This window comes from Streptomyces sp. NPDC042100 (genome assembly GCF_055582325.1).
Window position 1 is genome coordinate 73,188 of sequence record NZ_JBVJDK010000016.1, and the last position, 24,842, is coordinate 98,029.

Annotated in this window: 22 protein-coding genes and 1 riboswitch; of the genes, 6 read left to right on the forward strand and 16 right to left on the reverse strand. The window is 72.5% G+C overall.

The features are described 5' to 3' along the window. Positions 1 to 50 precede the first annotated feature (50 nt). From ACZ6J5_RS30260 to ribD, 10 genes are all read right to left on the reverse strand, one after another. Positions 51 to 1,121, reverse strand: coding sequence for a hemolysin family protein (locus ACZ6J5_RS30260; RefSeq protein ID WP_469396778.1), 1,071 nt, complete (start codon positions 1,119 to 1,121; stop codon positions 51 to 53). Beyond that, a complete protein-coding gene (locus ACZ6J5_RS30265; RefSeq protein ID WP_469396779.1) occupies positions 1,118 to 2,476 on the reverse strand; it encodes a hemolysin family protein in 1,359 nt (452 codons plus the stop codon). Before ACZ6J5_RS30265 ends, ACZ6J5_RS30260 begins: the two co-directional genes overlap by 4 nt. Before the next feature lie 230 nt (positions 2,477 to 2,706). Further along, the gene (locus tag ACZ6J5_RS30270) at positions 2,707 to 3,159 is read right to left on the reverse strand and encodes a PH domain-containing protein (protein ID WP_469396781.1); all 453 of its coding nucleotides are present in this window, start codon (positions 3,157 to 3,159) and stop codon (positions 2,707 to 2,709) included. A 59-nt stretch (positions 3,160 to 3,218) separates the two neighbouring features. After that, complete coding sequence (gene hisG / locus ACZ6J5_RS30275; protein WP_469396783.1) at positions 3,219 to 4,067, reverse strand: ATP phosphoribosyltransferase; 849 nt, start codon at positions 4,065 to 4,067, stop codon at positions 3,219 to 3,221. A 100-nt stretch (positions 4,068 to 4,167) separates the two neighbouring features. Next, entirely contained in the window at positions 4,168 to 4,440 is a 273-nt protein-coding gene (locus ACZ6J5_RS30280) for a phosphoribosyl-ATP diphosphatase (protein WP_469396785.1), read from the reverse strand. Positions 4,441 to 4,474: 34 nt separating this feature from the next. After that, a complete protein-coding gene (gene ribH / locus ACZ6J5_RS30285) occupies positions 4,475 to 4,960 on the reverse strand; it encodes a 6,7-dimethyl-8-ribityllumazine synthase (RefSeq protein WP_469396787.1) in 486 nt (161 codons plus the stop codon). A 36-nt stretch (positions 4,961 to 4,996) separates the two neighbouring features. Next, entirely contained in the window at positions 4,997 to 6,274 is a 1,278-nt protein-coding gene (locus ACZ6J5_RS30290; RefSeq protein ID WP_469396789.1) for a bifunctional 3,4-dihydroxy-2-butanone-4-phosphate synthase/GTP cyclohydrolase II, read from the reverse strand. After that, on the reverse strand, positions 6,271 to 6,849 hold the full coding sequence (locus ACZ6J5_RS30295; protein ID WP_469396898.1) for a nicotinamide mononucleotide transporter family protein: 579 nt from the start codon (positions 6,847 to 6,849) through the stop codon (positions 6,271 to 6,273). The genes ACZ6J5_RS30290 and ACZ6J5_RS30295 overlap by 4 nt, the downstream gene beginning before the upstream one ends. A gap of 56 nt (positions 6,850 to 6,905) precedes the next feature. Then, the gene (locus ACZ6J5_RS30300) at positions 6,906 to 7,514 is read right to left on the reverse strand and encodes a riboflavin synthase (protein WP_469396791.1); all 609 of its coding nucleotides are present in this window, start codon (positions 7,512 to 7,514) and stop codon (positions 6,906 to 6,908) included. Positions 7,515 to 7,516: 2 nt separating this feature from the next. Beyond that, the gene (gene ribD, locus ACZ6J5_RS30305) at positions 7,517 to 8,581 is read right to left on the reverse strand and encodes a bifunctional diaminohydroxyphosphoribosylaminopyrimidine deaminase/5-amino-6-(5-phosphoribosylamino)uracil reductase RibD (protein ID WP_469396900.1); all 1,065 of its coding nucleotides are present in this window, start codon (positions 8,579 to 8,581) and stop codon (positions 7,517 to 7,519) included. 211 nt (positions 8,582 to 8,792) lie between these two features. Continuing rightward, a riboswitch (FMN riboswitch) is annotated at positions 8,793 to 8,923 on the reverse strand. A gap of 256 nt (positions 8,924 to 9,179) precedes the next feature. Between ribD and ACZ6J5_RS30310 the strand changes: the two genes are divergently transcribed. Continuing rightward, positions 9,180 to 11,561: a chitinase C-terminal domain-containing protein gene (locus ACZ6J5_RS30310; protein WP_469396793.1), complete on the forward strand. Its 2,382-nt coding sequence runs from the start codon at positions 9,180 to 9,182 to the stop codon at positions 11,559 to 11,561. Between the two features lie 173 nt (positions 11,562 to 11,734). On the opposite strand, the gene ACZ6J5_RS30315 is transcribed toward ACZ6J5_RS30310, so the two are convergent. After that, the gene (locus ACZ6J5_RS30315; RefSeq protein WP_469396794.1) at positions 11,735 to 12,859 is read right to left on the reverse strand and encodes an ROK family transcriptional regulator; all 1,125 of its coding nucleotides are present in this window, start codon (positions 12,857 to 12,859) and stop codon (positions 11,735 to 11,737) included. A 110-nt stretch (positions 12,860 to 12,969) separates the two neighbouring features. Between ACZ6J5_RS30315 and ACZ6J5_RS30320 the strand changes: the two genes are divergently transcribed. The 3 genes from ACZ6J5_RS30320 to ACZ6J5_RS30330 all read left to right on the forward strand — a co-directional run bounded on the left by ACZ6J5_RS30320 (position 12,970) and on the right by ACZ6J5_RS30330 (position 16,452). Next, a complete protein-coding gene (locus tag ACZ6J5_RS30320; RefSeq protein WP_469396796.1) occupies positions 12,970 to 14,178 on the forward strand; it encodes an MFS transporter in 1,209 nt (402 codons plus the stop codon). A 98-nt stretch (positions 14,179 to 14,276) separates the two neighbouring features. Next, positions 14,277 to 15,677: a uracil-xanthine permease family protein gene (locus ACZ6J5_RS30325; protein ID WP_469396798.1), complete on the forward strand. Its 1,401-nt coding sequence runs from the start codon at positions 14,277 to 14,279 to the stop codon at positions 15,675 to 15,677. 73 nt (positions 15,678 to 15,750) lie between these two features. Beyond that, a complete protein-coding gene (locus ACZ6J5_RS30330; RefSeq protein WP_469396800.1) occupies positions 15,751 to 16,452 on the forward strand; it encodes a DUF5995 family protein in 702 nt (233 codons plus the stop codon). Between the two features lie 67 nt (positions 16,453 to 16,519). Here the strand turns inward: ACZ6J5_RS30330 and ACZ6J5_RS30335 are convergent, their stop codons facing one another. After that, entirely contained in the window at positions 16,520 to 18,217 is a 1,698-nt protein-coding gene (locus ACZ6J5_RS30335) for a flavin monoamine oxidase family protein (RefSeq protein WP_469396801.1), read from the reverse strand. A 72-nt stretch (positions 18,218 to 18,289) separates the two neighbouring features. Further along, complete coding sequence (locus tag ACZ6J5_RS30340; RefSeq protein WP_469396803.1) at positions 18,290 to 19,096, reverse strand: carbon-nitrogen hydrolase family protein; 807 nt, start codon at positions 19,094 to 19,096, stop codon at positions 18,290 to 18,292. Positions 19,097 to 19,384: 288 nt separating this feature from the next. Between ACZ6J5_RS30340 and ACZ6J5_RS30345 the strand changes: the two genes are divergently transcribed. Then, positions 19,385 to 19,930 carry a Repetin gene (locus tag ACZ6J5_RS30345; protein WP_469396805.1) on the forward strand — a complete coding sequence of 182 codons (546 nt, stop codon included), beginning with the start codon at positions 19,385 to 19,387 and terminating at the stop codon, positions 19,928 to 19,930. A 28-nt stretch (positions 19,931 to 19,958) separates the two neighbouring features. Here the strand turns inward: ACZ6J5_RS30345 and ACZ6J5_RS30350 are convergent, their stop codons facing one another. Further along, on the reverse strand, positions 19,959 to 20,414 hold the full coding sequence (locus tag ACZ6J5_RS30350; RefSeq protein ID WP_030691274.1) for an Lrp/AsnC family transcriptional regulator: 456 nt from the start codon (positions 20,412 to 20,414) through the stop codon (positions 19,959 to 19,961). Positions 20,415 to 20,424: 10 nt separating this feature from the next. Continuing rightward, a complete protein-coding gene (locus ACZ6J5_RS30355) occupies positions 20,425 to 21,888 on the reverse strand; it encodes an amino acid permease (protein WP_469396807.1) in 1,464 nt (487 codons plus the stop codon). 335 nt (positions 21,889 to 22,223) lie between these two features. Here ACZ6J5_RS30355 and ACZ6J5_RS30360 point away from each other — a divergent pair, with 335 nt between their 5' ends. Beyond that, the gene (locus ACZ6J5_RS30360) at positions 22,224 to 23,228 is read left to right on the forward strand and encodes a GDSL-type esterase/lipase family protein (RefSeq protein WP_469396808.1); all 1,005 of its coding nucleotides are present in this window, start codon (positions 22,224 to 22,226) and stop codon (positions 23,226 to 23,228) included. A 99-nt stretch (positions 23,229 to 23,327) separates the two neighbouring features. Here the strand turns inward: ACZ6J5_RS30360 and ACZ6J5_RS30365 are convergent, their stop codons facing one another. Further along, positions 23,328 to 24,770 (reverse strand): GuaB1 family IMP dehydrogenase-related protein, encoded by a 1,443-nt coding sequence (locus ACZ6J5_RS30365; protein ID WP_469396810.1) that lies wholly within the window; start codon positions 24,768 to 24,770, stop codon positions 23,328 to 23,330. Positions 24,771 to 24,842: the final 72 nt, after the last annotated feature.

Sequence of the window (24,842 nt, forward strand, 5' to 3'; positions counted from 1 at the left end):
GGGCGGGGCCCCGGGAGCCTCCGGGGCGGCTCCCCCGGAGGCTCCCCGGCTCAGCTCGCCAGGACCTGCGTCGCCCTCGGGTGCAGCGGCGCCGCCGGCATCCGGTGCGCCGGGTCGCGGACCTCGCCGACCAGCATCTCCAGGACGTCCTCCAGGGCGACCAGCCCCAGCACCCGCCCGGACGCGTCGGCGACCTGCGCCAGGTGCGTGGCGGCCCGGCGCATCACGGTGAGGGCGTCGTCCAGCGGGAGTTCGGCCCGCAGCGTGCCCATCGGGCGCCACGCCTGCTGCGGGACGGCCCGCTCCCGGTCCTCCAGGTCGAGGACGTCCTTCACGTGCACGAAGCCCATGAAGGCGGCCCGGCCCTCGGAACGCACCGGGAAGCGGGAGTAGCCGGTGCGGACGGTGAGCTCCTCGATCTCGCGCGGGGTCACCGACGGGGAGACGGTGACCAGGGCGGCCGAGGGGATCAGGACGTCCGTGACCGGGCGGGTGCCGAGCTCCAGGGCGTCCTCCAGGCGCTCCTGCTCCGCCGGGGCGAGCAGTCCGGCCTGGCCGGCGTCCTCGACGAGCCGGCCGAGCTGGGCGCGCGTGAACACCGCCTCCACCTCGTCCTTGGGCTCCACGTGGAAGGCCCTCAGGACGAGCCGGGCGCAGGCCCCCAGCGCGCTGGTGACCGGACGGCAGAGCCGGGCGAAGCCCACCAGGCCGGGGCCCAGCCGGAGCGCGGTGCGCTCGGGGTCGGCCATGGCCAGGTTCTTCGGGACCATCTCGCCGATCACCAGGTGGAGGAAGACCACCGCGGCGAGCGCGAGCACGTACCCGAGGGGGTGGATCAGGCCCTCCGGCACGCGGACGGCGTGGAAGACCGGTTCGAGCAGCCGGGCCACGGTCGGCTCGGCGACCGCGCCCAGGGTGAGCGAGCAGACGGTGATGCCGAACTGGGCGGCGGCCATCATCTGCGGCAGGTGCTCCAGGCCGTAGAGCACCTGGCGGGCGCGGGCGCCTCCGAGCGGCTCGATCTGGCTGCGGCGGACGGAGACGAGGGCGAACTCGGCGCCCACGAAGAAGCCGTTGGCCAGGACGAGGAGCAGGGCGAACAGCAGCGGGAGCAGGCTCATCGGACCGCCTCCGCGCCGACCGGCACCGGCGTGGCGCCGGCGGTCTCGGCGGTGCGCGTGATCCGCACCCGCCCGGCCCGGTAGCGGTCCACCTGGCGCACCGAGAGGCGCCAGCCGGGGAGTTCGGCGCGGTCGCCCGGGGCGGGGATCCGCCCGAGGAGGTCGGCGACGAGCCCGGCGACCGTCTCGTACGGCCCGTCGGGGACGTCGAGGCCTATCCGGTGCAGGGTGTGGACCCGGCAGGAGCCGTCGGCCTCCCAGGCCGGCTGGCCGTCCTCGGAGGGGACGGCGGCCAGTTCGGGCCGCTCGTCGTCGGCGGTGTCGTGCTCGTCGCGGACCTCGCCGACGAGCTCTTCCACGATGTCCTCCAGGGTGACGATCCCGGCGGTGCCGCCGTACTCGTCGACGACGACCGCGATCGGCTGCTCGCGCCGCAGCCGCTCCAGGAGGGCCTGGGCGGGCAGCGACTCGGGGACGAGCAGCGGGGGGACGGCGATCCGGCCAACCGGGACCCGGTGCCGCTCGTGCGGGACGACGGCGAGGGCGTCCTTGAGGTGGACCATGCCGACGATCTCGTCGATCCGCTCGCGGTAGACCGGGAAGCGGGAGAGGCCGGTGGCCCGGGTCAGGTTGAGGACGTCGGCGGCGGTGGCGTCCGACTGGAGGGCGCTCATCTTCATCCGCGGGGTCATGACCTGCTCGGTGGTGAGCCCGCCGAGCGTGAGGGTGCGGACGAAGAGGTCGGCGGTGTCCTGTTCGAGGGCGCCGGCGAGGGCCGAGTGCCGGGCGAGGGAGACCAGCTCCCCCGGGGTGCGGACCGAGTCGAGCTCGTCGGTGGGCTCCACGCCGAAGAGCCGGACGAGCCGGTTGGCGACCCGGTTGAGCAGGGTGATCACGGGCCGGAACAGCGAGGAGAAGACGTGCTGCGGGCCGGCGACGAAACGGGCCACCTGGAGCGGCCGGGAGACCGCCCAGTTCTTGGGGACGAGCTCGCCGACGACCATCTGGACGGCGGAGGCGAGCAGCATCCCGATGACCACGGCGATGCCGGAGACGGCCCCGGCGGGGAGCCCGGTCGCGGTGAGCGGCCCGTCGACCAGCCCGGCCAGGGCGGGTTCGGCGAGCATGCCGGTGACGAGCGAGGTGATGGTGATGCCGAGCTGGGTGCCGGAGAGCTGGAAGGACAGCTCGCGCAGCGCCTTGACGACGGTACGGGCGCGGCGGTCGCCTTCGGCCGCGGCCCGTTCGGCCTCGGGGCGTTCCACGGTGACGAGGCCGAATTCGGCGGCCACGAAGAAGCCGTTGGCGAGGATGAGCAGGAAGGCCGCCGCGAGCAGCAGGAGCGAGACGATCATGCCGCCGCCTCGGGTGAGGGGGCGGCGCGGGTACTACCGGACGATCCGTCCATTGCCGGAGGGAGTCACTCCTCGGGTCGAAGGGCTGCCCCGCGGGCCGCCGGCGGGCGGCCCTGCACGCGCGAGGCGGTGGTGCCGCGTGGCACCACCGCCTCAAGAGTAGTCACGCCCGTGCCGCCGGGGGCAGGGGGTCGGCCCCGTATGGGGGACGGACCGGGGACGGACCGGGGTCAGGAATCCTCGTGGCCGCCGCCGTGGCTGTCGGCGAGGGCGCGCAGCGCGCGGGCGTCGCGGATGGCCGACTCCTTGGCGATGCCGGGCTGGATGCCGAGCGCCGGCATGCTGGTGCCGTCGCTCAGGTCGAGGAAGACCCAGGGGTCGCCGGGGCGCAGGTTGACCTTGAGGATCTCGGCCCAGGCGAGCCGGCGCGTCCGGGTGATGTTGACGACCGTGACGCCCTGGTCGTCGGCGACGACCTTGGGGCGGCTGAGCAGCACCAGGACGCCGAGGAACAGCGCGGCGGTGAAGACGAAGCTGGCCCGCTCCCCCGGCCCGAGCTTGTCGAGCATCATCCCGACGGTGGTGATCACGACGAACATGGCCACCCCGACGGTCAACAGCACGATCCGGGTGCGGGCGGGCCGGAAGGTGACCGGGAGGGCGGCGGCGGTGGGCTCGGACATGCGGGTTCCTTGCGCGGTTCCTGCGGGCGCCCCGTCGGGCGCCCGCCGGCGGGTCGGGGTCAGAGGCGGCAGGCGTGGATGGCCGTGGTGAGGATGGCGCGGGCACCGAGCTCGTACAGGTCGTCCATGACCTTCTGCGCCTCCTTCGAGGGGACCATGGCGCGGACGGCGACCCAGCCCTCGTTGTGCAGCGGGGAGACGGTGGGCGACTCCAGGCCCGGGGTGAGGGCGACGGCCTGCTCCAGGTGCTCGGCGCGGCAGTCGTAGTCCATCATCACGTACGAGCGGGCGACCAGGACGCCCTGGAGGCGGCGCAGGAACTGCTGGACCTTCGGGTCGTCGGCGGGGGCGCCGGAGCGGCGGATGACGGTGGCCTCGGAGGTGAGGATCGGCTCGCCGATGACCTCCAGGCCCGCGTTGCGCAGGCTGGTGCCGGTCTCGACGACGTCCGCGATGATCTGGGCGACGCCGAGCTGGATGGCCGTCTCGACGGCGCCGTCGAGGTGCACGACGGAGGCGTCGACGCCCTGCTCGGCGAGGTGCTTGGCGACGATGCCCTCGTAGGAGGTGGCGATCGTCATGCCGGCGAAGTCCTCGGGGCCGTTGGCGGTCCCGGGGCGGGTGGCGTAACGGAAGGTGGAGCGGCCGAAGTTGAGCGGCAGGATCTCCTCGGCGTTGGCGCCGGAGTCGAGCAGCAGGTCGCGGCCGGTGATGCCGATGTCGAGCCGGCCGGACGCCACGTAGATCGCGATGTCCTTGGGGCGGAGGTAGAAGAACTCCACCTCGTTCTCCGGGTCGACGACGACGAGCTCCTTGGACTCCTTGCGCTGCCGGTAGCCCGCCTCATGGAGCATTGCCATCGCAGGTCCGGAGAGGGAACCCTTGTTGGGGACGGCGATGCGCAGCATGGGACGGGCTTCCTTTGCCTCAGGTGTAAGGGAGTGTTTCGGTGCTCACGTGCTCGGAAGTGCTCGGCGGGACGTCCCGCTCGGGGGCGGGGCGCCGCGCTCAGAGATGGGAGTAGACGTCGTCGAGCGAGATCCCTCGGGCGACCATCATCACCTGGACGTGGTACAGCAGCTGCGAGATCTCCTCGGCGGCGGCTTCCTTGCCCTCGTACTCGGCGGCCATCCAGACCTCGGCGGCCTCCTCGACGACCTTCTTGCCGATGGCATGGACGCCCTTGCCGACCAGTTCCGCGGTGCGGGAGGTCGCCGGGTCGCCGGTCTCGGCCTTGAGCGTGAGCTCCGCGAAGAGCTCTTCGAAAGTTTTGTTCGCCATGATGTCCTTAGGGTACGTGGTGGGCGGGCACCACTCAGCGCCAGGGTTCGCTGACCGTGCGCAGCGTGGTCGCGGTGGCGACGGCGGCGACGACGGCCTCGTGGCCCTTGTCCTCGGAGGATCCCTCAAGACCGGCCCGGTCCAGGGCCTGCTCCTCGTCGTCGACGGTGAGGACGCCGAATCCGACGGGTACGCCGGTGTCGATCGAGACCTGGGTGAGGCCGTGGGTGACGCCCTGGCACACGTACTCGAAGTGCGGCGTTCCGCCGCGGATGACGACGCCGAGCGCCACGATGGCATCGTAACCGCGACCGGCGAGTACCTTCGCCACGACCGGGAGCTCGAAGCTGCCGGGGACGCGGAGCAGGGTGGGCTCCTCGATGCCGAGGTCGTTCAGGGCCCGCAGGGCGCCGTCGACGAGGCCGTCCATGATCTTCTCGTGCCACTGCGCCGCGATGACGGCGACGCGGAGGTCGCCGCAGTTCTTCACGCTGAGGACGGGTGCGCCCTTGCCGCTCATGTGTCTCCTTGCCTGGTGCCGGTGGTACGTGCGGGATTACTGGTTGTCGCAGGTGGAGGCCGGGGAGCCGTCCAGCCAGGGCAGGTCGTGGCCCATCCGGTCGCGCTTGGTGCGCAGGTAGCCGAGGTTGTGCTCGCCCGCCTGGACGGGCATGGGCTCGCGGCCCACGACGCCGAGGCCGTGCCGGGTGAGGGCGTCGACCTTGTCGGGGTTGTTGGTCATCAGCCGCAGGCTGCGGACGCCGAGGTCGGCGAGGATCCGCGCGCCGGCCGCGTAGTCGCGGGCGTCGGCGGGCAGCCCGAGCTCCAGGTTGGCGTCGAGGGTGTCGCGGCCGCGCTCCTGGAGCTCGTAGGCGCGCAGCTTGGACAGCAGGCCGATGCCTCGGCCCTCGTGGCCGCGCAGATAGACGACGACGCCTCGGCCGGCCTCGGTGATCCGGTCCATGGAGGCGTGCAGCTGGGGCCCGCAGTCGCAGCGCAGCGAGTGGAAGACGTCGCCGGTCAGGCACTCGGAGTGGACCCGGACCAGGACCTCCTCGCCGTCGCCGAGCTCGCCGTGGACGAGGGCGACGTGCTCGACGCCGTCGACGGTGGAGCGGTAGCCGTACGCGGTGAACTCGCCGTGCGCGGTGGGGAGGCTGACCTCGGCCTCGCGGCGGACGGTGGGCTCGGCGGAGCGGCGGTAGGCGATCAGGTCCTCGATGGAGATGATCGTCAGGCCGTGCTTGCGGGCGAAGGGGATCAGCTCGGGCAGCCGGAGCATCACGCCGTCCTCGCCGGCGATCTCGACGATCGCGCCGGCCGGGCGCAGTCCGGCGAGCCGGGCGAGGTCGACGGCGGCCTCGGTGTGCCCGTCGCGGGCCAGCACGCCGCCGGGCTTGGCGCGGAGCGGGAAGACGTGGCCGGGGCGGACGAAGTCGCCGGGCTCGTGGACGCCGCTCGCCAGCATCCGCAGGGTGGTGGCGCGGTCGGCGGCGGAGATGCCGGTGGTGACGCCGTGGGCGGCGCTCGCGTCGACGGAGACCGTGAAGGCCGTCCGCATGGACTCGGTGTTGTGGTCGACCATCTGCGGCAGGTCGAGGCGCTCCAGTTCCTCGCCCTCCATGGGGGCGCAGATCAGGCCGCGGCACTCGCTCATCATGAAGGCGACGATCTCGGGGGTGGCCTTCTCGGCGGCGATGACCAGGTCGCCCTCGTTCTCGCGGTCGGCGTCGTCCACGACGACGACGGGGCGGCCCGCGGCGATGTCGCGGACGGCCTGCTCGACGGGGTCGAGGGCGAGGCCGGCGGGGTCCCAGGGAGACGGCGCGCTCATGCGTGGGCTCCTTCCAGGGCGGGGGCGGTGCGGGACCGGAGCCACCAGTCGCGCATCCCCCAGATGACGAGGGCGAAGTAGACGACGTAGACGAGGCCGGAGAAGGCGAGGCCGCTGTTGAAGGCGAGCGGGACGCCGACCAGGTCGACGAGGAGCCAGGCGAACCAGAACTCGACCAGGCCGCGGGCCTGGGCGACCATCGCGACGAGGGTGCCGACGAAGATGTACGCGTCGGCCCACGGGCTCCAGGAGAGCGACGGGTAGAGGGTGAAGAGGCCGCCGACGGCGAGGGTGCCGAGGACCGCGCCGCCGAGGAGCAGGCCGCGCTCCTTCCAGGTGGCGAAGCGGACGGCGATGGAGCCGTCCTGGGCCTGCTGCCGGCCGCGGCTCCACTGGCGCCAGCCCCACAGGGCGACGCCGATGACCAGGAGCTGCTTGCCGACGCCGCCGCTGAGGTGGGCGGAGGCGTAGGCGCCGACGAGGATGACGCCGGAGAGCAGCTGGGCGGGCCAGGTGAGGACGGAGCGGCGCCAGCCGAGGGCCAGGGCGATCAGGCCGATCGTGTTGCCGATCATGTCGGACCACAGGATGTGCTGGCCGAAGGCGCTGAACGCCTCGGAGTTGAGCCAGTTCACTTGACGTTCTCCTGGGCGTTCGGGCCGAGCAGGCGCTCGACGTACTTGGCGATGACGTCGACCTCGAGGTTGACCGGGTCGCCGGGCTGCTTGATGCCGAGCGTGGTCAGGGCGAGGGTGGTGGGGATGAGGCTGATGGTGAAGAAGTCGGCGGCGGCGTCGACGACGGTGAGGCTGACGCCGTCGACCGTGATCGAGCCCTTCTCGACGACGTAGCGGGAGAGGTGGGCGGGCAGGCCGACCTTGACGAGTTCCCAGTGCTCGGAGGGGGTGCGCTCCAGGATGGTGCCGGTGCCGTCCACGTGGCCCTGGACGATGTGGCCGCCGAGGCGGTCGCCGACGGCCATGGGGCGCTCCAGGTTGACCCGGGAGCCGGTCTCCAGGGCGCCCAGCGAGGAGCGCTTGAGGGTCTCGGCCATCACGTCGGCGGTGAACTCGCCGTCGCCGTGCTCGACGACGGTGAGACAGACGCCGTTGACCGCGATGGAGTCGCCGTGCTTGGCGCCCTCCGTGACCAGCGGGCCGCTCAGCCGGAAGCGGGAGGCGTCCGGCAGCTGCTCGACGGCGACGACCCGGCCCAGCTCTTCGACGATTCCGGTGAACACGGTCAGGCTCCCTTGGGGGTGGTGGTGGGGACGGCGGTGACGCGGAGGTCGGGCCCGATGCGCGCGGTGTCGGTGACGTCGAGCCGCAACGCCTCGGTGAGGGTGCCGATTCCCGCGTCGGCGAGGACGGCGGGGCCCGCGCCGAGGAGGACCGGGGCGAGGTAGCCGACGACCTGGTCGACGGCGCCCGCGGCGACGAAGGAGCCCGCGAGGGTGGCGCCGCCTTCGAGGAGGACGGAGCGGACGCCCCGCGCGTACAGCGCGGAGAGCAGGTCGCGGACGTCGATGCGGCCCGCGCGCAGCGGCAGCCGCAGCACCTCGGCGCCGGTCAGGTGCCCGGTGTCGGCGTCCTCGCCGACGACGAGGAGTGTGGGCGCGGCCGGGTCGAGGATGCGGGCCCCGGCGGAGAGCCCGGCGCGGGTGTCGAGGGCGACCCGGAGGGGCTGGGTGACGTCGTCGAGGCCCCGGACGGCGAGGTGCGGGTCGTCGGCGCGCAGGGTGCCGCCGCCGACGAGGACGGCGTCGGACTCGGCGCGCAGCCGGTGCACGTCGGCGCGGGACTCGGCGGAGCTGATCCAGCGGGAGGTGCCGTCGGCGGCGGCGGTGCGCCCGTCGAGGGTGGCGGCGTACTTCCAGCGGACGAAGGGGCGGCCGAGGCGCACGGCGGTGAGCCAGGCGATGTTCCCGGCCTCGGCCTCGGCCTCCAGGAGGCCCTGACCGACCACGACGCCGGCCGCGCGCAGGGTGTCGGCACCGCCGGTGGCCTGCGGGTTCGGGTCGCCGACCGCGTACTCGACCCGGCTGATCCCGGCCTCGACGAGGGCCTGGGCGCAGGGGCCGGTGCGACCGGTGTGGTTGCACGGTTCGAGGGTGACGTACGCGGTGCCGCCTCGGGCCCGGTCGCCGGCCTCGCGCAGGGCGTGGATCTCGGCGTGCGGGCCGCCGGCACGCTTGTGGTGGCCGGATCCGACCGGGTGGCCGGCGGCGTCGGTGATGACGCAGCCGACGACGGGGTTGGGGCTGGTCGAGCCGAGACCACGGGCGGCGAGCGCGATGGCGCTCCGCATGGCGGTGACGTCGGCTTGTGCGGCCACCGGGTCCTCCTGCCTCTTCGGGCACGGACTCCGGGGCCTGTCGATGACGACAGAGAGCGGGTACGACGTCTCACACGGGTGCGCCGAGGCCGAGGGTCCCCTGGGACGCCGGAGCGCGCCGGCATGCGGCGTCTCGGCGACCAGCGGACGTACGGCCGGCACACCCCCGGAAAGGGGTCGCCCGCCGCGCACTGCCTCCCATCCGGACTTTCACCGTCGGTCCAGGAATCTCACCTGGTCAACCGGCCGCTGGCTTGCGGACGGGTCGCGGACTATACCGCCGGTTCGGAATTACACCGACCCCGGAGTGCGCTGCTGCTGATACAGGGCCAGTGTGCCACGGCCGGGATCCGGCCAAACGGGTGAGGTCCTGTGGGCTGGCTCACAGCCCGCGCTCAGAGTGTCACGAATTCCTTCGTTGGTCCAGACCTATTGACGCACTGGTCTAGTCCTCTTAATCTCCGAGTCACCTCCGAGGTACGGCCCGCCGGTTGTGCGCACTCCACGGGCCCAACACGACCCACCCCCTTGTTCGTTGTGTTCTGCCGACCTCCCCCTGGAGGAATCGAACGTGCTGTCCCCCACGAAGAAGAGAGCGAGCCTGCTCGCCTCCGGCGCCGCCGTCGCCGGACTGCTGATCAGCTCCCTCGCCTCCGGCGGCGTCTCCTACGCGGCCGACAACGAGTCCTGTCGCCCCGACGGCCTCTACAAGACGCCCGGCGTCGACGTCCCGTACTGCTCGGTCTACGACACCGAGGGCCGCGAGAAGATGGGCGCGGACCACCAGCGCCGCGTCATCGGCTACTTCACCGGCTGGCGCACCGGGAAGAACGGCGAGCCCGCGTACCTCGCCAACAACATCCCGTGGGACAAGATCACCCACATCAACTACGCCTTCGGTCACGTCGGCAGTGACAACAAGCTGTCCGTGGGCACGGACGGCCCGAACAACGCGGCCACCGGGATGACCTGGCCGGGCGTCGCGGGCGCCGAGATGGACCCGGCGCTGCCCTACAAGGGCCACTTCAACCTGCTGAACAAATTCAAGAAGCAGTACCCGAACGTCAAGACGCTGATCTCGGTCGGCGGCTGGGCCGAGACCGGCGGCTACTTCGACGACAACGGCGCCCGGGTGAACTCCGGCGGCTTCTACTCGATGGCCACCAACGCCGACGGCTCGGTCAACCAGGCCGGCATCGACACCTTCGCCGCCTCTTCCGTCGACTTCATCCGGAAGTACGGCTTCAACGGCGTCGACATCGACTACGAGTACCCGACGACCATGAAGGACGCGGGCAACCCGCTCGACTGGCAGCTCGCCAACGCGCGCCGCGCGGGCCTCGTGCAGAGCTACGCCGTCCTCATGAAGTCCCTGCGCGAGAAGCTCGACCGGGCCGGCGCCGCCGACGGCAAGCACTACCTGCTGACCGTCGCCGCGCCCTCCTCGGGCTACCTGCTGCGCGGCATGGAGACCTTCCAGATGCAGAAGTATCTGGACTACGTCAACATCATGTCCTACGACCTGCACGGCGCCTGGAACGAGTACGTCGGCCCCAACGCCTCGCTCTTCGACGACGGCAAGGACGGCGAGCTCGCCGCCGCCAACGTCTACGGCTCGGCGCAGTACGGCAACATCGGCTACCTCAACACCGACTGGGCCTACCACTACTTCCGCGGCTCGATGCCGGCCGGCCGCATCAACATCGGCCTGCCCTACTACACCCGCGGCCACAAGAACGTGCAGGGCGGCACCGACGGCCTGTGGGGCAAGGCCACCGCGACCACCTGCCCGGCCGGCTCCGGCCTGACCAAGTGCGGTGACGGCGCCTCCGGCATCGACAACCTCTGGCACGACAAGGACACCAACGGGCAGGAGTCGCCCGCCGGTTCCAACCCGATGTGGCACGCCAAGAACCTGGAGAAGGGGATCGTCGGCGACTACGTCACCCAGTACGGCTTCCCCGCGAACACCACGCTGACCGGCACCTACGCCCGCAAGTACGACTCCACGCTGGTCGCCCCGTGGCTGTGGAACGCCCAGAAGAAGGTCTTCCTCTCCACCGAGGACGAGCAGTCCGTGGCCGCCAAGGCCGACTACGTGGTCAGCCGGGGCATCGGCGGCACCATGGTCTGGGAGATGGCCGGCGACTACGCCTGGAACGCCGCCAAGGGCCAGTACGAGATGGGCTCCACGCTCACCTCGCTGATGTACGACAAGTTCAAGGCGGCCACCCCGTACGGCGCCAAGAAGTCCAACGCGACGCTGCCGGCCAAGGCCGTGAACGTGGGCGTCGAGTTCACCGAGTTCAAGCTCGGCGACTCCAACTACCCGATCACCCCGAAGATCAAGATCACCAACAACACGCAGACGGCCCTGCCCGGCGGCACCGAGTTCCAGTTCGACTACGGCACCTCGGCCCCGGGCAACGCCTCCGACCAGTCCGGCTTCGGCACCAAGGTCATCAGCAGCGACCACACGGGCGGCAACGTGGGCGGCCTGAAGGGCGACTTCCACCGGGTCTCCCTGAAGCTCCCGGCGTGGCAGTCGCTGGCCCCCGGCGCGACCGTGGACCTGGCGTTCAACTACTACCTGCCGGTCTCCACGCCGTCGAACTGGACGGTCACGATCAACGGCACCGCCTACGCCCTCGCCGGCGACCTGGCGCGCGGCACGACCGTGGTGGAGCCGGGCGCGACCGTGCCGCCCACCACCCCGCCGACCACGCCGCCGACGACCCCGCCGACGACTCCCCCGACCACGCCGCCCACCACCCCGCCGACGACGCCGCCCACCGGCTGCACCGCCCCGGCGTACGTGGCCGGCACGGTCTACAACGCGAACAGCGTCGTCTCCCACAAGGGCCGCAAGTGGCTCGCCCAGTGGTGGACGCAGAACGAGGAGCCGGGCACGACCGGCCAGTGGGGCGTCTGGAAGGACCAGGGCGCCTGCTAGCCCCCCTCTGATCACTCCCTGAGAACCCCCGGCGGCGGTCTCACGGCCCTTGGCCGCCGCCGGGCCTCCCACCGCGCCGCGTCCCCCTGTCCGGGGCGCGGCGCGGACGCGTTCGCGGACGCCTTCGCGGGCCCGGCACGGGGCCGCGGCCCGGGCCCACGACGACGGGCCGCCTACGGGAAGAGCTCCTCCTGCGCCGCGTCGCGCGCCCGCAGCAGGGCGCCGCGCAGCACGGCCGTGTCGCCGAGGGCGGTGGCGCGGACCTCGGTGCGCAGCGGCGAGAGCCGGGCGAGCGCGGCCTCGACCCGGGCGGCGAGCTCCGGGCCGCCCTGGTGCCCGGTCTCGCCGGCCAGCACCACGCAGCCCGGGTCCAGGACGGCGGCCACGGCGGCCGCGCCGACCGCGAGGCGGTGCGCGAGGGCGTCCAGGAAGGGGCCGTGGCCCGAGCCGAGGGCCGTCGCCGGGTCGAGGCCGTGCGCGACGGCCAGCGCCCGTACGGCGGCCACGCAGGCGAGCTCGTGGAAGCCTCCGTCGCAGCCGAAGGCCGAGGGCAGCCCCGAGGTGCCGGGCACCGGCAGGAAGCCGAGCTCGCCCGCGCCGCCGGAGGCCCCACGCCGTAGCCGCCCGTCGAGGACGACCGCCGCGCCGACGCCCTGGCCGAGCCAGAGCAGCACGAAGTCGTCGCGGTCGCGGGCCGCGCCCTCGCGGAGCTCGGCGACGGCGGCGAGGTTGGTCTCGTTCTCGACCAGCACCCGGGCCGGCAGCCGCTCTTGGAGGACGGCGATGAGCCGCCGGTGCCAGGCGGGCAGTCCGCTGGAGTCGCGCAGCTCGCCGGTGGCCGGGTCGATCAGGCCGGGCGCGCCGACGGCGACGGTGTGCAGCCGGTCGACGCCGGCCTCCTTCGCGGTGCGCTCCAGGAGCGTGACGGCCTTCTCCACGGCGGGGCCGGTGCCGGCGTCGTCGCCCACGGGCGCGGCCGCCTCGGCCAGCGGGGCGCCGAGCAGATCGGTGACGGTGACCGCCACCGAGCGGGTGCGCACGTCGAGCGCGGCGAGGTGGGCGCGGTCGGCGACGAGCCCGTAGAGCTTGGCGTTGGGGCCGCGGCGCTCGGCGCCCGCCTCGCCGACGATCCGGACGAGTCCGGAGCCGCTGAGCCGTTCGACGAGGTCGGCGACGGTGGGGCGGGAGAGCCCGGTGAGGGTCTTGAGCTGGGTCGCCGTCAACGGGCCCTCGTCCTGGAGCAGGCGCAGGGCGAGCCGGTCGTTGATGGCCCGGGCGGTGCTCGGGGATGCGGCCATGCGGTGATCCTCTCAGATGCCCTCAGGTCCGGCGGGAGCCCGTCCACTATTTATCAGGGAGGGTTCCTGATAGTTTACGCGGCACACACACTCCCGGGGAGGGAACAGGTATGGACGCACTCGGCACCCGACGGCTTCGGCGCGCCCGGTTCGCCGTCGCCGCCGTCTTCTGCGTGCACGGCGCGGTCACCGGCAGCTTCGCGACCCGGATCCCGTGGATCCAGGAGCACGCGGGGGTGAGCGCGGGCCAGCTCGGCCTCGCGCTCGCCTTCCCGGCCATCGGCGCCTCGCTCGCGATGCCGCTGGCCGGGGCGGTCAGCCACCGCTTCGGCGCCCGCACCGCGCTGCGCGGACTGCTCGCGCTGTGGACCCTCGCACTGCTGCTGCCCTCGCTCGCGCCGAACGTGTACGGGCTGTGCGGCGTCCTCTTCGTCTACGGCGCCACGGCCGGCATGTCCGACGTGGCGATGAACGCGCTGGGTGTCGAGACGGAGAACCGGCTCGGCCGCTCGATCATGTCCAGCCTGCACGGCATGTGGAGCGTGGGCGCCCTGATCGGCTCCGCCGCGGGCACCCTCGCCGCCCACTTCGGCGTCGACGCCCGGCTCCACCACCTGGTCGCCTCGCTGCTGCTGACCGCGCTCGGCCTGGTCTTCTGCCAGAGCGTCCTGGACCTGCGCAGCACCCCCGACGAGGAGCCGCCGCCGCGCTTCTCGCTGCCTCCCAAGTCGGCCCTGGTGATCGGCGCGATCGGCTTCTGCGCGGTCTTCGCCGAGGGCGCGAGCCTGGACTGGTCGGCGGTCTACCTCAAGGACGAGCTCGGCACCTCGGCGGGCCTCGCCGCCGCCTCGACCACCGCCTTCGCGCTCACCATGGCCGTCGCGCGGCTGGCCGGCGACCGGATCGTGGACCGCTTCGGCGCCCAGCGCACGGTACGGGTCGGCGGCGTCGCCGCGACCCTCGGCGGACTGCTCGTGGTCTTCGCCCCGCACGTGGCCCTGGCGCTGGCCGGATTCGGACTGATCGGGCTCGGCGTGGCGGTCGTCGTCCCGCTGGCCTTCGCCGCCGCCGGGCGCAGCGGCCCGAACCCCAGCCAGGCGATCGCGGGCGTGGCCACCATCACGTACACCTCGGGTCTCATCGCCCCCTCGGCCATCGGCGGCATCGCGAACGCCACCTCCCTCGTGGTCTCGTTCGGCCTGGTCACGCTGCTCTCCTTCGGGCTGGTGCTCGGCGCGAGCGTGCTGCGCGGCGGCTCGCGCGACACCGCCGCCGGGGCGGAGCGGACCGGCGCGGGCGTCCGGGAAGGGGTCCACTGACCTCGGGCGCATTACGATGTGGCTGATCATTTTCGGCCATGGCCCGGCCCTCACCGCCCGGCGCAGGCCGTCGGGACCCGGAGAACTGGAGCGACCACATGAGCCTCGGCGTGCGCTGGAAACTGCACGGCGACGGGAGGACACCGGCTCCGGGAGCCGTCGTCCGGCCGGACGAGCGCCTCTCCTGGCCCCGTACCGCCGGGCTCGGCGCCCAGCACGTGGTCGCGATGTTCGGCGCCTCGTTCGTGGCGCCGGTCCTCATGGGCCTGGACCCGAACCTGGCCATCATGATGTCCGGCGTCGCGACCGTGATCTTCCTGCTCGCGACCCGGGGCACGGTCCCCTCCTACCTGGGCTGCTCGCTCTCCTTCGTGGGCGTCGCCGCCGCGATCCGGGCCTCCGGCGGCTCCAGCGCCACCGTGACCGGCGCCGTCTTCGTGGTCGGCGGCGTGCTGTTCCTGGCCGGTCTCGCGGTGCGGAAGTTCGGCGCGCGGATCATCCACGCGGCGATGCCGCCGGTGGTCACCGGCGCCGTGGTCATGCTGATCGGCTTCAACCTGGCCCCGGTCACCGCCTCCACCTACTGGCCGCAGGACCAGTGGACGGCGCTCCTGGTGATGCTCTTCACCGGGCTCGCCGTGGTCTGCCTGCGCGGCTTCTGGTCGCGGATCGCGATCTTCCTCGGCCTGGTCTTCGGCTACGCGATCTCCTGGGTCTTCGACCTGGTCTTCGGCAAGATCCACTCGATGTCCCCGGGCGGCCAGGTCACCGACCACTGGCGGCTCGACCTCTCCGGCGTCTCCCAGGCCGACTGGATCGGCCTGCCCAGCTTCCACGGCCCCAGCTTCGAGTGGTCCGCGATCCTGGTGGCGCTCCCCGTCGTCATCGCCCTGATCGCGGAGAACGCCGGCCACGTCAAGGCCGTCGGCGAGATGACCGGCGACAACCTGGACGACAAGCTCGGCACCGCGATCGCCGCCGACGGCGCCGCCTCGATGCTCTCCACCGCCGTGGGCGGCCCGCCGAACACCACGTACTCCGAGAACATCGGCGTCATGGCCGCCACCCGCGTCTACTCCACCGCCGCCTACTGGGCCGCGGCCGGATTCGCGCTGCTCTTCGGCCTCTGCCCCAAGTTCGGCGCGATCGTCGCCGCCATCCCCGGCGGCGTGCTCGGCGGCATCACCGTGATCCTGTACGGCATGATCGGCCTGCTCGGCGCCCAGATCTGGATCAACGCCAAGGTCGACCTGCGCAACCCGCTCAACCTGGTGCCCGCCGCGGCCGGCATCATCATCGGCGTCGGCGGCGTGAAGCTCACCTTCACCGACACGTTCGAGCTCGGCGGTATCGCGCTCGGCACCATCGTGGTCATCACCGGCTACCACGTGCTGCGCGCCTTCGCCCCGGCCCACCTCAAGCAGCAGGAACCGCTGCTGGACTCGGGCACCAGCTCGTACGAGGGCACGTCCGGCGACGGCGCGGGCCCGAAGCCGTAGCCCATTCGCCCGATCTGGGGAAGCCGGGCGGCGGAACGCCCCCGTCCGGCCGCCGGACTGCCACGCTGCGTCCATGGCGCAGACGCAGCACCTCCCCGTCGGGCCCTTCACCGCCGTCGACCCCGTGGTGGACCGGATGCGGGCCTTCCGTTCGGCCTGGCACCCGGCCGACGGGGTCGCCGTGTTCAACCGGGTCTACCTGACCGTCACCGAGGAGATCGGCCACGCCCTGGAGGCCGGCGCCTTCGCCGACCGGCGGGCCGCCGCCACCCTCGACGTGCGCTTCGCCCAGCGCTACCTCGCCGTCGTCGACGCGGTCGCCGCCGGCACCCCGGCCCCGGCCTGCTGGCGCCCGCTCTTCCACTACCGGCGGCATCCCGGCGTACGCCCGCTGCAGTTCGCCCTCGCCGGGATCAACGCGCACATCGGGCACGACCTGGCGCTCGCCGTGGTGGACACCTGCCGGACGCTGGAGTGCGCGCCGAAGGAGCTGGAGGACGAGTTCGACCGGGTCGGCGACATCCTCGTCCTGCTGGAGGAGCGGATCCGGGAGGAACTGATGCCGGGCCCGGACCTCCTGGAGGTCACGGACCCGCTGACGCATCTGCTCGGCTGCTGGAGCCTGGACCGGGCCCGCGACGGGGCCTGGCTCGCCGCCCGCTCGCTGTGGCAGCTGCGGCGGCTGCCCGACCTGGCCGAGGAGTTCACCGAACGCCTCGACCGGTCGGTGGGCCTGGTGGGACGGATGCTGCTCACCCCGCTGGCCCGGCCCTGACCCTGACCGGGCCCCGGCCCCGAGCCCGACCCCTGCCCCGGATCAGCCCTCCGGATCAGTCCTCGGATCAGTCCTCCGGCAGCTCGACCGGGGCGATCTCGTCGTACAGGTCGCCCGGACCCGGGTTGGTGGCGTCGGTGGCGCCGCCGAAGTGGCGCATCACGCCCCAGACCGCGTTGAGCGCCGTCTGCACCGCGCCCTCGGCCCAGCCGGCCGTCCAGGAGATGTCGTCGCCGGCCAGGAAGATGCCACGCTTGTCCTCGGGCAGCCGGTCCTGCATGAAGTGGGTGAACAGGCGCCGCTGGTAGCGGTAGTGGCCGGGCAGGTTGGCCTTGAACGCGCCCATGAAGTAGGGCTCGTTCTCCCAGGAGACGGTGACCGGGTTGCCGATGATGTGCTTGCGGATGTCGACGTTCGGGTAGATCTCGCCGAGCGACTTCAGCATGACCTCCATCCGCTCGTTCGCGGACAGCGGCAGCCACTTCAGGCTGTCGTCGCACCACGTGTACGAGAGGCAGATGGTGGCCGGCTTGTCCGGGCCGTCGTCCAGCAGGTAGGTGCCTCGGGTCATCCGGTCGGTCAGCGTCATCGACATGACATCGCGCCCGGTGACCTCGTCCTTGTCCAGCCAGAACGGCCGGTCGACGGGCACGAAGAGCTTCGAGGACTCCATGTAGTGGGTCCGCTCCATCGCCGTCCAGTGGTCGATCGGGAAGAGCGAGTCGTCGCAGGCGATCTTGGACAGCAGCATCCAGGACTGGGCGGTGAAGATCGCCGCCTGGTACGTGCGGATGTCGCCGGACGCGTCGGTGACGGTGATCCGGTTGCCGGCCGCGCGGGTCAGGCGGGTCACGGCCGGGCGCGGGGTGCCCTCGTGCAGGGAGCTGAGCGAGGTGCCCTGGGCCCAGTGGACGATCTTCTGCGGCTCGCGCTCCCACAGGCGCAGCGGCAGCTGCTGCGAGCCGCCGACGATGCCGCGGTGGTGGTCGTCCGCCTCGGTGTAGACGACCCGGAGGATCTCCAGGATGGAGTTCGGGAAGTCGGTGTCCCAGCCGCCGGTGCCGAAGCCGACCTGGCCGAAGATCTCGCGCTTGCGGAAGGACTGGAAGGCCTCGGACTTGCAGAGGAAGCCGTAGAAGGTCTCGTCGTCCAGCTTCTCGACCAGCCGGGCCCAGATCTCGCGGATGCGCGGGACGTCGCGCTCGCGCATCGCCCGGTTCATGTCGGAGAAGTCGGCGCCCTCGTCGAGACAGGCGTTCCACGCCTCGGCGACGTCCCGGTAGATCTGCGGGAGGTCGGCGATGGTCTCGGCGTAGTGGGTCTCGCCCTTGAGGTCCACGACGGTCGAGGGGGTGGCCTCGGCCAGCGGGTTCGGGAACGGCGTGGTCTCCAGGCCGACCAGGTCGATGTAGTGCTGGAGCGCGGTCGAGGAGGGCGGGAAGCGCATCGCGCCCATCTCGGCCGTCAGGCCCTCGGTCTCCGGGCCCTCGAAGCCGACGGTGCGCAGCCGGCCGCCGATCTGGTCGGCCTCGTAGACGACGGGCTTGAGGCCCATCTTCATCAGCTCGTACGCGGCGATGACGCCGGACAGGCCGCCGCCGATGACCGCGACCTCGGTGCCGTGCTCCGTCGCGGGGACCTGCCCGAGGCCGGCCGGGTGGGCCAGGAAGTCGTCGTAGGCGTACGGGAAGTCCGGGCCGAACATGGTGATCGGCGGCTGCTGCTCGTCGGCGTGCTCGACGGCGTTGGGCACGGTGGACGTCATGGGGTACGGACTCCTTGCACGGAAAGCGGGTGGGGCAGGCGGGGAGGGGCGGGGGGGCTGGACGGGTCCGGCTCAGACGAGGGAGCCGTAGAGCCCGGGCCGCCGGTCCCGGAGGTAGGGGTTGAGCGCGCGGGAGGCCGCGAGGGCCGCCGGGTCGACGTCGCCGAGGACCAGGTCCTCGCCGTGCCCGGCGCGGGCCCGGGCCGTGCCGTCGGGGGCGGCGAGCGTGGACAGGCCGACGAACTCGAAGTCGCCCTCGGGGCCGGTCCGGTTGGCGTACGCGATGTAGAGCTGGTTCTCGAAGGCGCGGACGGGCACCACCGAGAGCGGCACGACCTCCGCGGGGTGCATCAGCGCGGTCGGCACGAGGAGGAGGTCGGTGCCGGCCAGCGCCTGCGCCCGGACGTTCTCGGGGAACTCGACGTCGTAGCAGATCATGAGGCCGACGGTGAGCCCGCCGAGCTCGGCCTGGACGACGGCGCGGTCGCCGGGGGTGAACCACTTCAGCTCGAAGTCGCCGAAGAGGTGGGTCTTCCGGTAGTGCGCGAGCACCTCGCCGTCGGCGCCGAAGAGCTGGGCGGAGTTGTAGAGGACCCCGTGCCGCTCGGTGTCGCGCTCCGGGTAGCCGTAGCCGACGGCCAGGCCGTGGCGGGCGGCGATCGCGGCGACGGCGCGCGCGGAGGGGCCGTCCGAGGGCTCGGCGAGCCGGGCGATGGAGTCGCCGACGGCGTAACCGGTGAGGAAGAGCTCGGGGGCCAGCAGCACCCCGGCGCCGGCGGCCGAGGCACGGGCGGCGGCCTCGTCGAGGCGCTTGAGGTTGGCGGCCACGTCACCGAGCTCACCGGAGCTCTGGAGCAGGGCGGTGCGCAGCGCGGGCATGGGCCGTCCTCGGGGCAGAAGGGGAGGGAGTAATTCAAAGGGAAGACGTCAAAAACGGTACGGTTCCGGACTCCGCCGGGACAAGGCGAGACCGTTGCGGACCGACCGTCGAACCGTTGCGCGATCCTCGGCCGCGACGGCGATTCGTTGCGCACGGCCCCGACCCGGGTCGTACGGCTCCCCCGCCGCACGGCGGAGACGGGGACCGTCCCCTGGCCCGACGCCGGGGCGCGGGCGGCGCGGAAGAGTGGTGGCCGTCCGGTTGACCTGCCGAAAGGACCGCACGACATGAACCGCCGCACGAAGATCGCCGCCGTCGCCGCAGCGCTCCTGATCACCGCCGGGGCGGCGGGCTCCGCCACCGCCTCGGGCGACGGCAAGGGCCCGCGCCGGGAGGCGGCGGCCCTGACGGGGACGGCCAAGCTGTACCGGGTGGCCTCCGACGACATCACCTTCGCGTTCGACGCGCACCTGGCGCTGGAGGACCGGAACGACCCGCTGGCCGCGACCGGCACCTTCCGCTACAGCCACTACAAGAACGGCGAGGGCGGCCGGGCCGAGGTGCGGGTGGACTGCCTGGTCACCGGCGGCAAGGTGGCCACGGTCACCGGCGTCGTCACGGCGACCGACGTGCCCGGACTGCTGCACCGGCGGATCGGGGTCTCGGTCCACGACGACGGCCGGCGCGACCGGCTGGGCTACAGCTGGGCGGCGTCCGACCCGACGAAGGGCGAGGTCCCGCCGTGCACCGCCGCCGCTCCGTTCGAGCGGGTGAAGGCGGGCACCGGCGACTTCGACGTGCTGCCGTGGGTGTACGACTACCCGGTCGAGTAGCCCGTACGGGCCAGGCCCAGGACAGGTCCTAGGCGGGCGAGCCGGAGGAGAAGCGCCGCAGCAGCGGCGAGAGCACCAGGACGGACTTGGTGCGCTCCACGAAGGGCTCGCCGGCGATGCGCTCCAGGACGCGCTCGAAGTGGCGCATGTCCGAGGCGAAGACCTGGACGACGGCGTCCGCGTCACCGGTGACGGTCGACGCGGACACCACCTCGGGGTACCGCTCAAGACCTCGCCGGATGTCCTCCGGCGAGGTGTTGTGGCGGCAGTAGATCTCGACGAACCCCTCGGTCTCCCAGCCGAGGGCCGCCGGGTCCACCCGCACGGTGAAGCCGGTGATGGCGCCCTCGGCCCGGAGCCGGTCCACCCGCCGCTTGACCGCGGGGGCGGACAGCCCGACGAGCGAGCCGATGTCGGCGTAGCTGCGGCGGGCGTCTTCCGCGAGGGCGTGGACGATGCGTTCGTCGAGGTCGTTGAGTCGCACTACGGGTGGATCACTTCTCTGCGGATGCCAGTCGGGAGCGGCGAATGCCGTACAGGAAGTAGAACACGAGACCCGCGGCCATCCAGCAACCGAAGACCACCCAGGTGACGGCGTCGAGGCTGAACATGTTGTACGCGCAGAAGGCGAAGCCGAGGACCGGGAAGACCGGGCCGAGGGCGACCTTGAAGGTGCGCGGCATGTCGGGCCGCGTGTAGCGCAGGACGATGACGGCGATGTTGACCAGGCCGAAGGCGAAGAGGGTGCCGATGCTGGTGGCGTCGACCAGCTTGCCCAGCGGGATGACCGAGGCGAGCGCGGCGCAGAACAGCGAGACGATCACCGTGTTGACGCGGGGGGTGCCGGTCTTCTCGCTGACCTTGCCGAAGACCTTGGGGACGAGGCCGTCGCGGGACATCGCGAAGAGGACGCGGGTCTGGCCGTAGAGCACGGTCAGGACGACGCTGGCGATGGAGATGACGGCGCCGGCGGCGAGCATCGTGCCCCAGAAGGTCTGGCCCGTGACGTCGTTCATGATCGCCGCGAGGGTGGCCTCGGAGCCCGCGAAGTCCTTCCACTGCCAGGCGCCGACGGCGACCGCGGCGACGAGGACGTAGAGGACGGTCACGATGAGCAGCGAGAGCATGATCGCCCTCGGCAGGTCGCGCTTGGGGTCCTTGGCCTCCTCGCCGGCCGTGGAGGCGGCGTCGAAGCCGATGTAGGAGAAGAACAGGCTGGCGCTGGCCGCGCCGACGCCGGCCATGCCGAGGGGCATGAAGTCCTTGTAGTTGCCGGACTTGAAGCCCATGAAGCCGATGGCGCAGAAGAGCACGAGCGCCGCGATCTTCACCACGACCATGATCGTGTTGACCAGCGCGGACTCCCGGGCGCCGCCGAGCAGCATGACCATCGCCAGCAGGACGACGATGAGGCCGGGCAGGTTGATCACGCCACCCTCACCGGGGGCGGAGGAGAGCACCTCGGGGATGGTGACGCCGATCGTGCCGTCGAGCAGCTCGTTGAGGTACTCGCCCCAGCCGACCGCCACGGCGGCCACCGAGACGCCGTACTCCAGGACCAGGCACCAGCCGCAGACCCAGGCGACGAGTTCACCCATCGTTGCGTACGCGTACGAGTACGAGGAGCCCGCGACCGGTATGGAGCCGGCCAGCTCGGCGTACGAGAGGGCCGAGAAGAGCGCCGTGAGACCGGCGATCACGAACGAGAGCGTGACGGCGGGACCGGCCTTGGGGACCGCCGAGCCGAGCACGACGAAGATGCCGGTGCCGAGCGTCGCACCGATGCTGATCATCGTCAGCTGCCACATGCCGAGCGTGCGGCGGAGGCTGCCGCCCTCGCCCTGTCCACCCTCCGCGACCAGCGCTTCCACCGGCTTGCGCCGGATCAGGGCCGCCAGTGCGGAGGTCTTGCGTGCGGTCGTGTCCTCGACCGGTGGGGCTGCGCCGTGGTCCAGCACTGCGGGGGCTCCTTATCGCTGCCTGACGATGAGGCGGGGACCGCGGCGGTACGCGGGCATGACTGAACAGCCCACGGGGGAAGGGGGGAACCGCCGAGCAGGCGGTCGCCGCCACTCCTGGTACGGGGCATGAGCCTAAGGGCTCGACCTTCGCACCCGTAATGCAGCGTTGTTGCGCAATGGCGGATGATCATTGCGCGCTCGCGGCCCCAACGGGGAAACATTGCGCTCCCCCGCATGAATCGACACATCGGGGGCATCCGGCCACCCCCCGCGCGCGCCTTGACTCCTCGCGCCGGATGACCCACGCTGCACCCGCCTGATCGGAGGCCCTCGTGAGCTGGCTGGAGCCCGCCCCCTTCCTTCGCGGCACGGCCTGGCTGGACGGCGACCGGCCGGTGCGCGCCGACCCCGCCGACCTGGAGCGGCTGCCCTGGGACATCGCCGAGCGGGCCGCGCTGCCGATCGGGGTGCGGGTCGAGTTCACGGCCGCGCCGGGCACCCGGGCGGTGGAGCTGCGCTACCGGGCGGCGGTCCCCGGGCCCGGGGACGCGCTGCGCGCGCTGCGGCACGGCTTCGCGCTCTGGCGGGGCCCGCGCTGCCTCGCCGAGGTGTTCCCCGAGCCGGTCGCCGAGGGCACCGTGCGCCTGGAACTCCCGGGCGCCGGAGGCGAGTTCACGATCCATCCGCCGGAGGGCCAGGCCCCGGTGGTGTGCGGCCTGCGGCCGGTCCGCGGCGCGCTCGCCCCGGCGCCCCGGCGCCCGCGCTGGCTGGTGCACGGCGACTCCATCACCGAGGGCTGGTGGTCGACCCGCCCCGCGCACTCCTGGCTCGCGACGGCCGGCCGGGCGCTCGGCCTGGACCCGGTCAACCTCGGCTACGCGGGCGGCGCACGCGGCGAACTCCCGCTCGCCGAGCACCTGGCCCGGCTCCCCGGCGAGCTGATCACCCTCGCGTTCGGCACCAACTGCTGGTCCAGGGTGCCCTGTTCGGCCCCGCTGCTGTACGAGACGACCCGCGCCTTCGTGGCCTTGATCCGGCGCGGACACCCGGACACCCCGCTGCTGCTGCTCTCCCCCGTGCTGCGCCCGGCGGCCGAGCGGACCGGCAACGCCCTGGGCGCCACCCTCGGGCAGCTCCGGGACGCCATGGAGGAGGCCGTGCGGGGCCTTGTGGCGGCCGGGGACACGCGACTGGCCCTGCTGCCCGGCCGGCCGCTGCTGGGCCCCCAGGACCTCGCCGACGGGCTCCACCCCAACGACCGGGGCCACCTGCGGATCGCGGCGGCGGTGGCGGGGGCGCTGCGGACGGCGGGCTTCGTGCCCCCGGGCCCCTCCTGAACCCCTCCTGAGCCCCCAGGCCCGCCGCGCCCCGGAAACGCCACGGGCCCCCGGGAGGGATCTCCCGGGGGCCCGTGGACCGCGCTGTCGCGGCAGGGGTCAGCTCCAGCTGGCGTGCAGCGGCTTGCCCTCGGCGTAGCCGGCGGCGGACTGGATGCCGACGGTCGCCTTCTCCTCGAACTCGGCGAGCGAGCTGGCACCGGCGTAGGTGCAGGAGGAGCGGACACCGGCGATGATCGAGTCGATCAGGTCCTCGACACCCGGACGCTGCGGGTCGAGGAACATGCGCGAGGTGGAGATACCCTCCTCGAACAGCGCCTTGCGGGCGCGGTCGTAGGCGGACTCGTCGCTCGTGCGGTTCTTGACGGCGCGGGCCGAGGCCATGCCGAAGGACTCCTTGTACGCGCGCCCCTTGGCGTCGTACTGGAGGTCGCCCGGGGACTCGTACGTACCGGCGAACCAGGAGCCGATCATGACGTTGGACGCGCCGGCGGCGAGCGCCATGGCCACGTCGCGCGGGTGCCGGACGCCACCGTCGGCCCAGACGTGCTTGCCGTACTTCTTCGCCTCGGCGGCGCACTCCAGGACGGCGGAGAACTGCGGGCGGCCCACGCCGGTCATCATGCGGGTGGTGCACATGGCGCCGGGGCCCACGCCGACCTTGATGATGTCCGCGCCGGCCTCGATGAGGTCCTTGACGCCCTCGGCGGCGACGATGTTGCCGGCCACGATCGGGACCTGCGGGTCGAGGGCCCGGACGGTCCTGATCGCGGCGATCATCGACTCCTGGTGGCCGTGCGCGGTGTCGATGACGAGCGTGTCCACACCCGCGTCGAGAAGCTGCTTGGCCTTGCCCGCCACGTCGCCGTTGATGCCGACGGCGGCGGCGATGCGCAGCCCGCCCTTGGCGTCGACGGCCGGGCTGTACAGGGTCGCCCGGAGCGCGCCCTTGCGGGTGAGGATGCCGGCCAGGCGCCCGTCCTTGTCGACGGCCGGGGCGTAGCGGCGGTTGGCGGCGTCGAGGGTGTTGAAGGCCTCGCGCGGCTCGATGTCGGCGTCGAGGAGCAGCAGGTCCTTCGACATGACCTCGGACAGCTGGGTGAAGCGGTCCACGCCGGACAGGTCCGCGTCGGTGACGACGCCGATCGGGCGGCGGTCCTCGTCGACGACGACGCCGGCGTCGTGGGCCCGCTTGGGCAGCAGCGACAGCGCGTCGGCGACGGTCTGGTGCGGCTCCAGGACGATGGGGGTGTCCAGGACGTGGTGACGGCTCTTGACCCAGCCGATGACGTCGGTGACGACCTCGATCGGGATGTCCTGGGGGATGACGACCAGGCCGCCGCGCCGGGCGACGGTCTCGGCCATGCGGCGGCCGGCGATGGCGGTCATGTTGGCGACGACGAGCGGGATCGTCGTACCGGTCCCGTCGGGCGAGGAGAGGTCCACGGCCTGCCGGGAACCCACGGCCGAGCGGCTCGGCACCATGAACACATCGTCGTACGTGAGGTCGTACGGCGGCTTGACGTCATTGAGGAAACGCACGTGCTGACATCCCAGTCGTTCGGATCGGCCCCTAGGCATTTCAGCCAGGGGAAAAAGCACGTAGTTCATTGT